General features: G+C 67.8%; 13 protein-coding genes and 1 pseudogene. 8 read left to right on the top strand and 6 right to left on the bottom strand.

Features of this window, described 5'->3' with window-relative positions:
* Window positions 1-95 precede the first annotated feature (95 nt).
* The 7 genes and pseudogenes from ACDP63_RS13740 to ACDP63_RS13710 all read left to right on the top strand — a co-directional run.
* Window positions 96-1,071 (top strand): annotated as a pseudogene (locus ACDP63_RS13740) (amidohydrolase family protein); the annotation flags it as partial.
* A 414-nt stretch (window positions 1,072-1,485) separates the two neighbouring features.
* The gene (locus ACDP63_RS13735; protein WP_256233628.1) at window positions 1,486-1,902 is read left to right on the top strand and encodes an MFS transporter; all 417 of its coding nucleotides are present in this window, start codon (window positions 1,486-1,488) and stop codon (window positions 1,900-1,902) included.
* Window positions 1,866-2,726 (top strand): MFS transporter, encoded by an 861-nt coding sequence (locus ACDP63_RS13730; RefSeq protein WP_409928135.1) that lies wholly within the window; start codon window positions 1,866-1,868, stop codon window positions 2,724-2,726. Before ACDP63_RS13735 ends, ACDP63_RS13730 begins: the two co-directional genes overlap by 37 nt.
* Complete coding sequence (locus ACDP63_RS13725) at window positions 2,612-3,013, top strand: MFS transporter (RefSeq protein ID WP_256233627.1); 402 nt, start codon at window positions 2,612-2,614, stop codon at window positions 3,011-3,013. Before ACDP63_RS13730 ends, ACDP63_RS13725 begins: the two co-directional genes overlap by 115 nt.
* Window positions 3,014-3,067: 54 nt before the next feature.
* Window positions 3,068-3,460: a DoxX family protein gene (locus ACDP63_RS13720; RefSeq protein WP_024844669.1), complete on the top strand. Its 393-nt coding sequence runs from the start codon at window positions 3,068-3,070 to the stop codon at window positions 3,458-3,460.
* Window positions 3,461-3,503: 43 nt separating this feature from the next.
* Complete coding sequence (locus ACDP63_RS13715; protein ID WP_024844668.1) at window positions 3,504-4,448, top strand: pirin family protein; 945 nt, start codon at window positions 3,504-3,506, stop codon at window positions 4,446-4,448.
* A 39-nt stretch (window positions 4,449-4,487) separates the two neighbouring features.
* On the top strand, window positions 4,488-4,655 hold the full coding sequence (locus ACDP63_RS13710; RefSeq protein WP_309473512.1) for a histidinol dehydrogenase: 168 nt from the start codon (window positions 4,488-4,490) through the stop codon (window positions 4,653-4,655).
* Between the two features lie 200 nt (window positions 4,656-4,855).
* Here ACDP63_RS13710 and ACDP63_RS13705 read toward each other — a convergent pair whose 3' ends face one another.
* The gene (locus tag ACDP63_RS13705; RefSeq protein ID WP_024844667.1) at window positions 4,856-5,839 is read right to left on the bottom strand and encodes a LacI family DNA-binding transcriptional regulator; all 984 of its coding nucleotides are present in this window, start codon (window positions 5,837-5,839) and stop codon (window positions 4,856-4,858) included.
* 163 nt (window positions 5,840-6,002) lie between these two features.
* Between ACDP63_RS13705 and hisD the strand changes: the two genes are divergently transcribed.
* Window positions 6,003-7,313, top strand: coding sequence for a histidinol dehydrogenase (hisD, locus tag ACDP63_RS13700; protein ID WP_024844666.1), 1,311 nt, complete (start codon window positions 6,003-6,005; stop codon window positions 7,311-7,313).
* Between the two features lie 744 nt (window positions 7,314-8,057).
* On the opposite strand, the gene ACDP63_RS13695 is transcribed toward hisD, so the two are convergent.
* The 5 genes from ACDP63_RS13695 to thrS form a co-directional block, all read right to left on the bottom strand.
* The gene (locus tag ACDP63_RS13695) at window positions 8,058-10,322 is read right to left on the bottom strand and encodes an adenosylcobalamin-dependent ribonucleoside-diphosphate reductase (RefSeq protein WP_024844665.1); all 2,265 of its coding nucleotides are present in this window, start codon (window positions 10,320-10,322) and stop codon (window positions 8,058-8,060) included.
* A 153-nt stretch (window positions 10,323-10,475) separates the two neighbouring features.
* Entirely contained in the window at window positions 10,476-11,135 is a 660-nt protein-coding gene (locus ACDP63_RS13690; protein ID WP_024844664.1) for a DsbA family oxidoreductase, read from the bottom strand.
* Window positions 11,132-12,622, bottom strand: coding sequence for a class I adenylate-forming enzyme family protein (locus tag ACDP63_RS13685; RefSeq protein ID WP_028710728.1), 1,491 nt, complete (start codon window positions 12,620-12,622; stop codon window positions 11,132-11,134). The genes ACDP63_RS13690 and ACDP63_RS13685 overlap by 4 nt, the downstream gene beginning before the upstream one ends.
* A 211-nt stretch (window positions 12,623-12,833) precedes the next feature.
* A complete protein-coding gene (locus ACDP63_RS13680) occupies window positions 12,834-13,040 on the bottom strand; it encodes a cold-shock protein (RefSeq protein WP_011747293.1) in 207 nt (68 codons plus the stop codon).
* A gap of 226 nt (window positions 13,041-13,266) precedes the next feature.
* A partial coding sequence (gene thrS, locus ACDP63_RS13675) for a threonine--tRNA ligase (RefSeq protein ID WP_409928132.1) occupies window positions 13,267-14,745 on the bottom strand: 1,479 nt, incomplete at its 5' end.

Here is a 14,745-nt window from a genome sequence, read left to right as displayed (position 1 = left end):
CGACCCGCGCTGCCTGAGCGCATCATTGTAGGCGGGCCAGCTCGTTGTGCGGTAGCGGGCGGGCTCGGGCTTGCTCATGCAGCCCGTCTAACCGCATGGATTCACGAGGTGAATCCTTCACGGTCAGTGTGCTGCAACAATGCCACCCGGAATACCAGCTCAATTCCTCGCGCCATTTCATGCGCGAGTTGAACGGGCTGGGCGTCACCGCGGTCATCGATGCCGGCGGCGGCTTCCAGAACTATCCCGACGATGACGCGATCATCGAAAGGCTGCATGCCGAGGACCAGCTGACGGTGCGCATCAGCTACAACCTGTTCACGCAAAAGCCCAAGGAGGAGCTGGCCGATTTCTCGGGCTGGGTAAAGCAGGTCGGCCCCGGACAGGGCGACGACACCTATCGCCACAACGGCGCCGGCGAGATGCTGGTCTATTCCGCCGCCGATTTCGAGGGTTTCCGGGTGGAGCGGCCCGAGAGGCCGCCGAACATGGAGGCCGACCTTGAACCCGTCATCCGCCTGCTGGCCGAGAACCGCTGGCCCTGGCGGCTGCACGCGGCCTATGACGAGACCCTCTGTCGCGCGCTGGCCGTGTTCGAGAAGGTGAACCGCGACGTGCCGCTGCAAGGCGTCAACTGGTTTCTGGACCACGCCGAGACGATCAGCGAGCGCAGCACCGACCGGATCGCGGCGCTGGGGGGCGGCATCGCGGTGCAGCACCGCATGATGTATCAGGGCGAATATTTCACCGAACGCTACGGCGGGAAGGCGGCCGAGACCACGCCGCTGATCCGGCGGATGCTGGAGGCGGGCCTGCCCGTCGGCGCCGGCACCGATGCGACGCGGGTGGCAAGCGACAACCCCTGGGTCTCGCTGTCCTGGGGTGACCTCGCGGATCCTGGGCGGCGCCCGGCTTTATCCGGCCGAGAACCGGCTGGACCGCGAGACGGCGCTGCGGTTCTGGACCGAGGCGAACACCTGGTTCTCGAACGAACAGGGCAAGAAGGGCCAGATCAAGGCGGGACAGCTTGCCGACCTGGCGCTGCTGTCGGCGGATTACTTCGCGGTTCCGGAAAGCGGGATTGTGCATCTCCGCTCGGTCCTGACCGTGCTGGGCGGCAAGGTCGTGCATGGCGGCGACGAATTCGGCCCGCTGGCGCCGGCGCTGCCCGCGCCGATGCCCGACTGGTCGCCGGTGGTGCGGTTTGGCGGCTATTATCGCAGGGCGGAATTGCAGCAGGACCGGACCCGCTTCGCCGCCGCCTGCGGATGCGGGCCGGGCTGCGCGGCCCGTGGCCATGACCACGCCGCGGCGCTTGGCGCCGATGTGCCGGCCTCGGACGCCCGGAGCTTCTGGGGCAGCTTCGGCAGTTGCTGCTGCTGCTGGGCGGTCTGCGCCGGACGGGATTGCAGCGGCGGGATGCACGATCCTGCCGGCCACGGATGCCGGTGCCTGGTGTCCATTTCCCTTTCGAGAGGCGTCGAGATGGCCGAACCGAGCCCCGGGACATCCGGTCTCCTGACTTTCCCGGTCTTTCGGGCGCTGTGGATCGCGACGATCATATCCAAGATCGGCACCTGGATGCACGATGTCGGCGCCGCCTGGATGATGACCTCGCTGTCGCCCAGCCCGCTTCTGGTCGCCCTGGTGCAGGCGGCGACGACCCTGCCGATGTTCCTGCTGGCGCGGCCCGCCGGGGCGATGGCCGATATCGTCGGCAGGCGCAGGCTGCTGCTGGCGGTGCAGCTGCTTGGCCTTGCCGCCGCGGCTGCGCTTTCGGTCCTGACCCTGCTGGACCTGACCGGCCCTGGGTTCTGCTGGCGGCGGTCAGCGCGCCGGTGTTCCAGGCCACCGTCCCGGAACTGGTGGACAAGCAGGCCCTCCCCGACGCCATGGCGCTGAACAGCTTGGGCGTGAACATCGTGCGCGCCATCGGCGCGGCGCTTGGCGGGGTGATTGTCGCGCTGGCCGGCACCCCGGCGGTCTTTGCGCTGAATGCGGTTTCGGTGTTCGCCGTCCTGGGCGTGCTGTTCTTTTGGGAATGCGCCGAGACGGCGCAGAGCCTGCCGCCCGGTCATTTCTTCGGTGCCCTGATGGCCGGATACCGCCATGCGCGGCATTCGCCCGCCATGCGGCTGGTGCTGATCCGGGCGGCGGGGTTCCTTCTGTTCGGCAGCGCGCTCTGGGCCATGCTGCCGCTGGTCGGCGACAGGATGCTGGGGCTCGACGCCGCGGGCTATGGCGCGCTTCCGGGCTGCATGGGCGCGCTGCTGCTGAAGCGGCTGCGCCGGACGGTTCCCGCCAACCGCATCTCGGTCTGGGCGACGCTGCTATTCGCGCGGGCGACATTGACCCTGAGCCTGGTGCGCAATGCCTGGATCGGGGGCGTGGTGATGTTCCTGGCGGGACTGGCCCGGATCGGGATGCTGGCCTCGCTGAACGTGGCGGCGCAGACGGCCTCTCCGGGCTGGGTGAAGGCGCGGGCGCTCGCGGTCTATCTGCTGGTCTTCCAGGGCGCGGTGACCGGCGGCAGCGTGTTTTGGGGCACCATCGCCTGGGCGCCGGCGTGCCGGCGGCGCTGGTGGTCGCGGGGCTGGCCGCCGAGGTGCTCTTGGCACGGATCTGGCGGCTGCCGAAGGATGCGACGACCGACCTTGCCCCCTCGAACCATTGGGCGGAATCCGTCGTCGCCGTCCCGCCGGGGGTTGATCGCGGCCCGGTGCTGATCGAGATCGAATATCGCGTCGATCCGGCCCGGCTGGCCGCGTTCACCGCCGCCTTGCGCAGGTTCACCGCCACCCGTCAGCGCGACGGCGCGATCCGCTGGAACCTGTGGGAGGACGTTGCCGAGTCGGGGCGGCTGGTCGAGGCCTTCGTGGTGGAAAGCTGGGCCGAGCATCAGCGCCAGCACGCCCGCGTCACCCATGCCGACCAGCTGGACCAGCAGATGCTCAACGCCTTCCATATCGGCGAAGGACCGCCGCCGGTCCGGCACCTGCTGCGGCGGCTGTGACCGCGTCCGGTCGCCCTGCAAGACGATCAGACATGACACCAGCCAAGGACAGACATGATGAAACACGCCCTGAAACCCCATGAACCGCTTTTGCTCAGCATCCTCAGGATCGTGGCTGCGCTGGTGATCTTCCGCTACGGCACGCAGAAGATCCTGGGCTTTCCGGCCAGCGAGGCCGCGCCGCCGAAGGGCTCGCTGTCCTGGATCGCGGGCATTTTCGAGCTGGTCGCGGGTTTTCTGGTCCCTGTCGGCTTCCAGACCCGCATCGCGGCCTTCGTCCTGTCCGGAGTCATGGCCTTTGCCTATTTCCTGGTCCATGCGCCGCAGGGATTCTATCCGGCGCAGAACGGCGGCGTTGCCGCGATCCTGTTCTGCTTGGTCTTTCTTCATCTTGCGGCGGCGGGCGCCGGCCCGATCAGTGTCGATGCGGCGCGGCGCAAGACCTGATACCGTAACCTTTGCATCCCCGGAGCCATGACAGGAGCCCGACATGAGCTGGAACCCCACGCAGAACCCGGATTGCCCCGACCGCGAGGGCCTGGAATCCATCGAGACGCTGATCATTCCGCGCGCCCGCGACCTGGGCGGCTTCGAGGTGCGCCGCGCGCTTCCCGCGCCGCGCCGGCAAATGGTCGGCCCCTTCATCTTCTTCGACCAGATGGGCCCGGCCGAGTTCCTGACCGGCGGCGGCATCGACGTGCGCCCGCACCCGCATATCGGGCTGGCCACCGTGACCTATCTTTACCAGGGCGCGTTCCATCATCGCGACAGCACCGGCGCCGACCAGATGGTCTATCCCGGCGAGGTCAACTGGATGATCGCCGGTAGCGGCGTCACCCATTCCGAGCGCACCAGCGAGGAAATGCGCCAGCGGCCCGGCTCGCTCTTCGGCATCCAGACCTGGGTCGCGCTGCCGGAAGCCGAGGAGGATCGCGCCGCGGCCTTCGAGCACCACGGCCAGGAGGCGCTGCCCTTCCTCGATGAAGGCGGCAAGCAGGTGCGGCTGATCCTGGGTTCGGCCTGGGGCGAGCGCGCGCCGGTCAAGACCTTCACCGAGACCTTCTATGCCGATGCCGTCCTTGCCGCCGGGGCCAGCCTGCCGCTGCCCGACGATCACGAGGACCGCGGCGTCTATGTGGTCGAGGGCAGCATCCTTGTCGCCGGCGAAAGCTTCGAGGCCGGCCGGATGATGGTGTTCCGCCCAGGCGATCGCATCAGCCTGAAGGCCGGCGAGGCCGGTGCCCGGCTGATGGTGCTGGGCGGCGAGACCATGAACGGGCCGCGCTACATTTCCTGGAACTTCGTCGCCTCGTCGCAGGAACGCATCGACGCCGCCAAGGAGGCATGGGCGCAGGGCGACTGGGAACATGGCCGCTTCCAACTGCCGCCGGGCGACCAGGACGAGTTCATTCCCTTGCCCGATCAGTTGAGGTGAGGGGCTTCTGCGTGGTGCGGCCGATGGCGTGGTGATCGCCTGTTCCCCGCCGAACGCGCATCCGGCGATGATGGTCGGAGCCGGCTGTCGGGCGCCGACCGCATCTTCCGCGTTGGCGGCGCGCAGGCTATCGCGGCCATGGCCTGCGATACCCAAACGGTGCCCGGCGTGGATATGGGATCGTCGGCCCCGGCAATGCCTTCGTGAACGAAGCCAGGCGCCAGGTCTTCGGCCCCATCGGTATCGGCCAGCTTGCCGGCCACCGCCGAGATCTTCATCCTGTCGGATGCCGGCGGTGACGCAAAGATGATCGCCGCCGAGGCCGGGCGCCGGCTGGTCCGCGGCTGGACCGGCTGCAAAGGGCCTGACCGGGGAAAGGCCGCGCCATCCCCGCGGCTCCGTCCGGTTCAGGCGCTGTCGCGTTCGATCAGCCGCACCGGCAGGACGCGGATCGTGCCCTCGCTGCCCTGGCCCGAGCGGACCTGTGCGATCAGCTCCAGCGCCTCGGCCACCATCTGCCGCACCGGCTGGCGGATCGTGGTCAGCCGGTAGGCCCCCCATTCCGCCAGCGGGATGTCGTCGAAGCCGATCACCGCCAGATCCTGGGGGATGCGCAAGCCCAGCGAGCGGGCCACGTCCAGGGCCGCCAGCGCCATGATGTCGTTTTCGCAGAACAGCGCCTCGGGGCGGTCGGGTGCCTGCAACAGCGACAGCGCCGCCTGCCGGGCGCTGTCATAGGAGAACTCGCCCCGCGCCGAGCAGGCGGGCGCAAGCCCGTGCTGGCCGAGCGCGTCCAGAAAGCCGCGCGCCCGCTCCAGATGGGTCGAGGTCTCGCGCAGGCCGGTGACATGGCCGATGCGCCGGCAGCCGCGGGCCAGCAGGCGCTCGGCCGCCATCCGGCCGCCGCCGTAATTGTCGCAGGTCACCGCCAGCATCCGCGCATCCAGCTGCACGCGGTTGAACAGCACCACCGGCAGGTTCTGCTTGCGGCATTCCCGCACCAGCCGCGACGGCATGGTCGCCGAGGTGACGATGGCCGCGTCCGAGCGATAGTCCAGCACCTGCTGCATCACCAGATCGACCGAGCCGCCGGGCGGCACCGCATGCAGGACCAGCCGGCGGCCCTGCTGGTGCAGGCGCCGTGACAGCTCTTCCAGCACCACCGGATAGAAGGGATTGGTCAGGTCGCCCGCCACCAGGCTGACCGTGCCGGTGGCGATGCGGCTGAGCGTCCGGCCCGAGGGGGTCAGGTAGCCCAGTTCCCCGGCCACGCGCAGGATGCGGGCGCGCTTGTCCTCGGCCAGCGCGCTGTCGCTGCGGAATGCCCGCGACACCGCCGCCAGCGACACGCCCGCGGCATCGGCGACCATCTTGGCGGTGACTTTCGGCATGGCCCTGCCTTGCAAAAAATTTCACGGCATTTCTAGCGCGATCGTGCCGAAACCGCGATATGCTTGGCGGTCATGGATGAAAAATTTTCAGTCATGCGGGTCTTTCTTGTTCCGAATCCGGCCTTCCGGGAACAGTCGGCGCAGGATTTTGGAGGATCACCCGATGGCAATCACCCATCTCAAGCGCGGCAAGCCCGAGGCCGAGAAAAGCCAGGACGATGCCCGCACCCGCGCCGTGGTCGAGGCCACGCTGAAGGATATCGAGACGCGCGGCGACGCCGCCGTCCGCGAGCTGAGCGAGAAATTCGACGGCTATGCGCCCGCCAGCTTCCGCCTGTCGCAGGCCGAGATCGAGGCGCTGATCGCCCAGCTCAGCCCGCGCGAGCTGGAGGATATCCGCTTCGCGCAAGAGCAGGTGCGGAAATTCGCCCAGGCGCAGCGCGACTCGATGCTGGATATCGAGGTCGAGACGCTGCCGGGCGTGATCCTGGGCCACAAGAATATCCCCGTGCAATCCGTGGGCTGCTATGTGCCGGGGGGCAAGTTCCCCATGGTGGCCTCGGCGCATATGTCGGTCGCCACGGCCAGCGTCGCCGGGGTGCCGCGCATCGTCGCCTGCACGCCGCCCTTCAAGGGCAAGCCGAACCCGGCGGTGATCGCGGCCATGCATCTGGGCGGCGCGCATGAAATCCATGTGCTGGGCGGCATCCAGGCCATCGGCGCCATGGCGCTGGGGACCGAGAGCATGGCGCCGGTGCATATGCTGGTCGGGCCCGGCAATGCCTTCGTGGCCGAGGCCAAGCGGCAGCTTTACGGCCGGGTCGGCATCGATCTGTTCGCCGGGCCGACCGAGACCATGGTGATCGCCGACGAGACCGTCGATGCCGAGCTTTGCGCCACCGATCTCTTGGGCCAGGCCGAGCATGGCTATAACAGCCCGGCGGTGCTGGTGACGAATTCGCGCCGCCTGGCCGAGGACACGCTGGCCGAGATCGAGCGCCTGCTGAAGATCCTGCCCACCGCCGAGACCGCCGCCGCCAGCTGGCGCGACTATGGCGAGGTGATCCTGTGCGACAGCCATGACGAGATGCTGGCGGTGGCGAATGATATCGCCTCGGAGCATGTGCAGGTGATGACGGATCGCGACGACTGGTATCTTGAGAAGATGACCTGCTATGGCGCGCTGTTCCTGGGGCCGCGCACCAATGTCGCCAATGGCGACAAGGTCATCGGCACCAACCACACCCTGCCGACCAGGAAGGCGGGACGCTATACCGGCGGGTTGTGGGTCGGCAAGTTCCTCAAGACCCATAGCTACCAGCGCATCACCACCGATGCGGCGGCGGCCGGGATCGGCGCCTATTGCTCGCGGCTATGCATGCTCGAGGGCTTTGTCGGCCATGCCGAGCAGGCCAATATCCGCGTCCGGCGCTATGGCGGCACGGATGTCGCCTATGGGACGGCGGTGGAATGATCGCGGCAAGCTTCGAGCCGGCCGGCAAGCGCTGGCCTCGGCCGGGGCGGCGGTGACGCTTTGCGCCCGCTCGGCCGAGGATCTCGACGCGGTGATCGGGCTGGACCCGCGCTGCGGTCTTTGCCGTGCAGGCGGTGGTGCGCGGCGTGAAATAGCGCGATGCCGGCCGGCCTGCCGCGCCAGGCCAGCCCCGCCGGCTTGCCCCGTGTCCCGGCTGATGCGCGAAAGCCGGTCGCGGTTCTTGCGCATGAGGAGGGCGACAAGGGTTTCCGACAGGAAGCCGACCGTGGCAACGGCGAGGATGGCGGCGGCGAAGCCGAACCGGTCGGCGATCCGCCCGGCGAACAAGGCGCCGATGGCATGGCCGAGGTCGCGCCAGAACCGATAGACGCTGAGCGGTCGCGCCCGCCCTGTCGGATGCGAGGCGTCGGAAACGGTGGCGCTGTCCCGGAGAGAGTGGAAACGACTGAGAGCCGGGCGGACGGGGGCGTTGCCTAACCGCCAGCCCCAGAGGACATGTTGCGACCATCTTCGGCGATGGCTGCTTCGTCAACGGGGGCTGGGCCGTATCAGCGATGCCTGAAACGGCGGCAGGAGCCGTAGGCAGGTTATTCAGTATTGATTTGATTTTAAATGGGAAATCCAAACTTGGATTTCCCGGGAGTCATTTTGTGCTTGCAGGAAGGGTCAAGAATACCTGGCAAGGGTTATTTTATGCATGGCCGCACAAGTGTGCCGCACCGGTCAGCCGCATTTCGAATGGCCGCAGGAGGGGCAGGTCATGCAGCCCTCGATCATGCGCATGCCGTATTGGCCGCAAGCCGGGCAGGCCGGGCCGCGCGGGCGCTCTCCCACCGCCATGACCTCGGCCTTGGGATCGGATTTCAGCGCCATGCCCTCACCGGCCAGGAAGCCGGTGGCGATCATGTGCCGCTCGATCACCCCGCCGATGGCCGCGAGGATCGAGGGCACGTAGCGCCCCTCGATCCAGGCGCCGCCGCGCGGGTCGAAGACCGCCTTCAACTCCTCGACCACGAAACTCACGTCGCCGCCGCGCCGGAACACGGCCGAGATCATCCGCGTCAGCGCCACCGTCCAGGCGAAATGCTCCATGTTCTTCGAGTTGATGAACACCTCGAACGGCCGGCGATGCCCGCCCTGCACGATGTCGTTGATGGTGATGTAGATTGCGTGCTCGCTGCCGGGGAACTTCAGCTTGTAGGTCGCGCCCTCCAGCGCCGCCGGCCGGTCCAAGGGCTCGGTCAGATAGACCACGTCGGCGCCCTTGTCGGCCTGCGGCGCCTCCTCGGCCTTTTCGCTGACCGACAGGACCGAGCCGGTGACGTCGTTCGGGCGATAGGTGGTGCAGCCCTTGCAACCCTTGTCCCAGGCGGCCAGGTAGACGTCCTTGAAATCCTCGAAGGAAATGTCCTCGGGGCAGTTGATGGTCTTGGAAATCGAACTGTCCACCCATTCCTGCGCCGCCGCCTGCATGGCGACATGGTCCAGCGGCGCCAGGGTCTGGGCATTGACGAAATAGTCGGGCAGGGGCGCGTCGCCATGAAGGTCGCGCCACATCTGCACGGCATAGTCCACGACCTCTTCCTCGGTGCGCGAGCCGTCCTTTTGCAGCACCTTGCGGCTATAGGCATAGGCGAAGACCGGCTCGATCCCCGAGCTGACATTGCCGGCGTAAAGGCTGATCGTCCCGGTCGGCGCGATGGAGGTCAGCAGCGCGTTGCGGATGCCGTGCTGCTTGACCGCCTCGCGCAGATCCGCATCCATCCGGCGCATGAAGCCCGAGGCCAGGTATTTCTTGGCGTCGAACAGCGGGAAGGCGCCCTTTTCGCGGGCCAGATCCACCGAGGCCAGATAGGCCGAGCGCGCGATGGCCTTCATCCAAGCCCGCGTCTGCTCGACCGCATCCGCCGCGCCATAGCGCAGGCCCAGCATCAGCAGCGCATCGGCAAGCCCGGTGACGCCCAGCCCGATGCGGCGCTTGGCCTGCGCCTCGGCCGCCTGCTGCGGCAGCGGGAATTTCGAGGCATCGACCACGTTGTCCATCATCCGCACCGCGGTGCGGACCAGCTCGTCCAGCGCCTCGGGGTTCAGGCGCGCATCGGCGGTAAAGGGCGCCTCGACCAGCCGGGCCAGGTTGACCGAGCCCAGGAGGCAGGCGCCATAGGGCGGCAGGGGCTGTTCGCCGCAGGGGTTCGTCGCCGCGATGGTCTCGGCATAGTTCAGATTGTTCTGCTGGTTGATGCGGTCGATGAAGATCACGCCCGGCTCGGCATAGTCATAGGTCGCGCGCATGATGCGGTTCCACAGGTCGCGCGCCCGCACGGTGTGATAGATCTTGCCGTCGAACTGCAGGTCCCAGGAGGCATCCGCCTTGACCGCCTGCATGAAGGCATCGGTGACCAGCACCGACAGGTTAAACATGCGCAGCCGGGCGCTGTCCTGCTTGGCCTCGATGAAGGCCTCGATGTCGGGATGGTCGCAGCGCATCGTCGCCATCATCGCGCCGCGGCGACTGCCCGCCGACATGATGGTGCGGCACATGGCGTCCCAGACATCCATGAAGCTGAGCGGCCCCGAGGCATCGGCGGCCACGCCCTTCACCTCGGCGCCGCGCGGGCGGATGGTGCTGAAGTCATAGCCGATGCCGCCGCCCTGCTGCATGGTCAGCGCGGCTTCCTTGAGCATGTCGAAGATGCCGCCCATGCTGTCGGGAATGGTGCCCATGACGAAGCAGTTGAACAGCGTCACCTCGCGCCCGGTGCCGGCGCCGGCCAGGATGCGGCCGGCGGGCAGGAATTTGAAATCCTCGAGCGCGGCATAGAAGCGGTCCTCCCACAGCGCCGGCTCCTTCTCGACGCGGGCAAGGTCGCGGGCGACGCGGCGCCAGCTATCCTCGACCGACAGGTCGATCGGCTGGCCGGCGCCATCCTTGAGCCGATATTTCATGTCCCAGATCTGTTCGGCGATAGGGGCAGAGAATCGGCTCATGGCGGGTGTCCTTGGTTCGTGGTCGGAAATTGGCGAGCGGGTCTTATACAGCCGCGCGCGCCCGGTTCCAGTCGGAAAGGGTGAGAGAATGAAATATAGACGAAACCGGCGCCGATTTCCAGATATTGCGGCGGCTGTGCGTATCTGCGCAACCTATTGGTGCTGCGTGCCCGCCAACTCGTCGATCACCCGCAGCCACAGATCGGCGGGCTGGGCGCCTGTCACCACATGGGCATCGGCGACGATGAAGGTCGGGACCGAGTTCACGCCGCGCTGCCTTGCATGGAACTCGCGCGTCTGCACCGTATCGGCATCGGCATCCGACGCGAGCAGCCGGTGGATCATCGCCCCCTCCATCCCCGCGCCTTCGCCGATCGCCGCCAGCACGTCCGGGTTCGAGATGTTCCTGCCCTCGCGCCAATGCGCCCGCATCAGTGCCGCCATGACCGGGGTCTGCACCCCTTCCAGCGCGGCCCAATGCAGCAGGCGGTGGGCGTCGAGCGTGTTCGGCACCCGCTCGATCAGCGAGGGATTGATCCACAGGCCCAGCCGCTCGCTGGCCTCCATCACCGGCTTCATGGCGGCGATGATGCCCTTCTCGTCGGTAAATTTCATCTTCATGTAGGCGACGTAATCCATTCCCGCCCGCGGCATCTGCGGGTCGAGGCGAAAGGGCTGCCAGGTGATCGCAAAGGGATGGTCGGGGCGGCTTTCCAGCGCCCGGTCCAGTTCGGCCTTGCCGATCAGGCACCAGGGGCAGACGGGGTCGGCGAAGATGTCGAGGCGGACTTGGCCGGGAAGGGGTTCGGTCATGGCTGGTCCTTGCTATGGGTGTCGTGCCGTGTGCGCGAATGGAGGTCGCGCAGGGCGCGGCGGTTGATCTTGTCCGTCGGCGTGCGGGGCAGGGCGGGCAGGTGGATGTATTCGCGCGGCTGCTTGTAGCGCGCAAGGCCGCTGCTGGCGGCTTCGCGCAGACGCGCCTCGTCGGCGGGACCGGTCCAGAAGGCGGCGATGATGCTGGAGCCGGGGCCGACCGGCAATTCCGCCGCGGCAACCTCGCCGATGCCGGAGACCTGGGCCAGCGCGTCCTCGACCTCGCCCGGCGCGACGCGAAAGCCGCCGGCATTCATCATGTCGTCGTCCCGGCCCAGGATGCGGATCGCGCCATCGGGCGCGACTTCGGCCAGGTCGCCGGTCAGGAACCAGTCGCCGCGGAAACGGACGGCGGTCTCCTCGGGCTGGTCGAGATAGCCCAGAAACAGGCCGGGATCCGAGCGGTGGACGGCCAGGATGCCGGTGGCGCCGGGCGGGGCTTCGGCGCCGCTGTCGTCCAGGATGGCGATGCGGCGGCCGGGCTGGGGAAAACCGGCCGTGCCCTCTGGCGCGGGGCGCGTGGGGCTGCCGGACAGGAAGGTCGAGCATTCCGACATGCCCATGGCCTCGTGCAGGTCGGTGCCGGTGCGCGCCTGCCAGGCGCGGCGCAGGCCGGGATCGAGCCTTTCGCCGGCGGTCAGCCCGTGGCGCAGCCCGGCCCAGGGCTTCCAGTCGGCGCGCAGCATGCGGCGAAAGACGCCGGGCGCCGCGGCAAGGATGGTGGCGCCGTGGCGGCTGGCGATCAGCGGGATCTGTTCGGGTGCGACGCCCTGGGCCGGGATCAGCGCCGTGGCGCCGAGGGTCCAGGGATCCATGAGCCCGGTGCCGAGGGTGAAGGTCCAGTTGAAGGCGCCGGCATGCAGCAGCCGGTCCTGCGCGGTCAGCCCGTACCAGCCCTGGAACATCATCCGGCGGGCGAGGATGGCGCGATGCGCGTGGCAGACGGCGCGCGGCTGGCCGGAGGTGCCCGAGGTGAAGACGATATAGGCCAGGTCGCCGGGATCGCGTTGCGCGAAGCCGGCCGGCGGCAGGGCGGCGAAATCGGCAAGCCTCGCCGCGGGCAGCACCGGCGCCGGGTGGTCGGGCAGGGTGAGGTCCGGGGCGGCGATCACCATGGCCGGCCGGATCGCGGCGGCGATGCGGGTGATCTCGGGCGCGGTCAGCATGGGCGAGGTCGGGACCGGGACGATGCCGGCGGCGATGGCGCCGAGATAGGTCACGGGAAAGCCAGGATCGTTGCCCAGCCGCATCAGCAGCCGGTCGCCGGGGACGAGGCCGGATTGCAGCAGGCCGGTGGCGGTGCCCAGCACCGCCTGGCGCAGCCGGGCATGCGACCAGCGGTCGGCGCGGCTGAGGCCCAGCACCGACATGGCCAGCCTGTCCGGCGTAGCCAGCCCCGCGCTGAGCACATGTTCGGCCAGGTTCATCCCGTCGCCCCTTCTTTCCGTCCCGGGCCTGGGGATAGAGGCTGGCGGCGCGCATGGGAAGGGGGCTTTGCCCCCGCGCCTCGCCTGCCCCCGCTGGGCCAGGCAAGGCGCTCCCCCAGGATATTTGGACAAGAAAGAAGCCGGGAGAGGCAAATGAAAACGGCCGGCGCCATGCGGGCCGGCCGTTTCCGAAATTCCGGGTGTCGCCGAATCAGAGCAGCTTCAGATCCGAGGCCGAGCTGCGGCCGTCGCGGCCCGATTGCAGTTCGTAGGCGATCTTCTGGTTGTCGTTCAGGCCGGTCAGGCCGGCGCGTTCGACCGCCGAGATATGGACGAACACGTCCTTGCCGCCGTCATCGGGCGCGATGAAGCCATAGCCTTTGGTGGCGTTGAACCATTTTACGGTGCCGGTAGCCATTATACCGTCTCTCCTTCAAGTCATCCTGGGGCGAGATTGCGCCCAGGCCGTGCAGCCCTTTCCCGTCAAGTCCGGCTGCCCCGTGAAGGGAGGCGGTAGAAAGTCGTGCTCACGCGGACGAGAGGATGAACGATTCGCCAAAAAACGCAAGCACGAATGCGCCGCGCAAGGTGACGTAGGGTCATCTTGCGCGTTCGCATCGGCAAATTGTCGCCAAGCCGGGTGTTCAGCGCAGATCCGGCGGGGTGGCCTCGGCCCGCAGCGCGGCGATGGCCGCTTCGAGCCCCTGGCTTTCGCTGCCCTGGCGGTCGAGGCGGCGGATCGAGACGCTGCGCTCCTCGACCTCCTTCAGGCCCACGGCCATGATGACCGGCACCTTGCCGACTGAATGCTCGCGCACCTTGTAGTTGATCTTTTCGTTGCGGGTGTCGGCCTCGGCCCGCAGCCCGGCATCGCGTAGCGCGGCCACCACCTGATGCACGTAATCGTCGGCGCCCGAGACGATCGAGGCGACCACCACCTGGCGCGGCGCGAGCCAGAGCGGCAGCTTGCCCGAATAGTTCTCGATCAGGATGCCGATGAAGCGTTCGAAGCTGCCCAGCACGGCGCGGTGCAGCATGACCGGCATGTGCTTCATGCCGTCCTCGCCGACATATTCCGCCTCGAGCCGCTGCGGCAGGTTGAAGTCGCATTGGAAGGTGCCGCATTGCCATTCGCGGCCGATGGCGTCGGTCAGCTTGAAGTCGAGCTTCGGCCCGTAGAAGGCGCCGTCGCCGGGATTGACCTCATAGGGCAGGCCGAGATGCTCGATGGCGCCTTTCAGCGCCGCCTCGGCCTTGTCCCAGATCTCGTCGGAACCGACGCGGACCTCGGGGCGGGTCGAGAGCTTGATGTCGAATTTCCCGAAGCCGAGATCCTGGTAGACCGAGGACAGCAGTTCGATGAAGCCGGCGCATTCCGCCTCGATCTGGTCCTCGGTGCAGAAGATATGCGCATCGTCCTGGACGAAGCCGCGCACCCGCATCAGCCCGTGCATCGCGCCCGAGGGCTCGTAGCGGTGGCAGGAGCCGAATTCGGCCAGCCGCAGCGGCAGGTCGCGATAGCTCTTCAGGCCCTGGTTGTAGACCTGGACATGGCAGGGGCAGTTCATCGGCTTGAGCGCGTTGATGCGCTTTTCGCGAGCCCCCTCCTCGTCCACCTCGACGATGAACATGTTCTCGCGATAGGCTTCCCAATGGCCGGATTTCTCCCACAGGATGCGGTCCACGACCTGGGGCGTCTTGATTTCCTTGTAATCGGCGCGGATCAGCCGGCGGCGCATATAGGCCTCCAGCTCGCGATAGATCGACCAGCCGTTCGGGTGCCAGAACACCATGCCCGGCGCTTCCTCCTGGAAATGGAAGAGTTCCATTTCCTTGCCCAGCTTGCGGTGGTCGCGCTTGGCGGCCTCCTCCAGCATGGTCAGATGCGCCTTGAGGTCGTCGCGGTTCTTGAAGGCCACGCCGTAGATGCGCTGCAGCATCGGCCGCGAGGCGTCGCCCAGCCAATAGGCGCCGGCGACATGCGTCAGCTTGAAGGCGTCGGCCGGCACCTGGCCGGTATGCTGCAGATGCGGGCCGCGGCACAGATCCTGCCAGTCGCCGTGCCAGTACATGCGGATCGGCTCGCCCTCGGGGATGCGGTCGAGGAGTTCGATCTTGAAGGG

This window comes from Paracoccus sp. P2 (assembly GCF_046335115.1).
GTDB classification, from domain to species: Bacteria; Pseudomonadota; Alphaproteobacteria; order Rhodobacterales; family Rhodobacteraceae; genus Paracoccus; species Paracoccus pantotrophus.
This window is presented reverse-complemented; position numbering and strand designations above follow the sequence as displayed.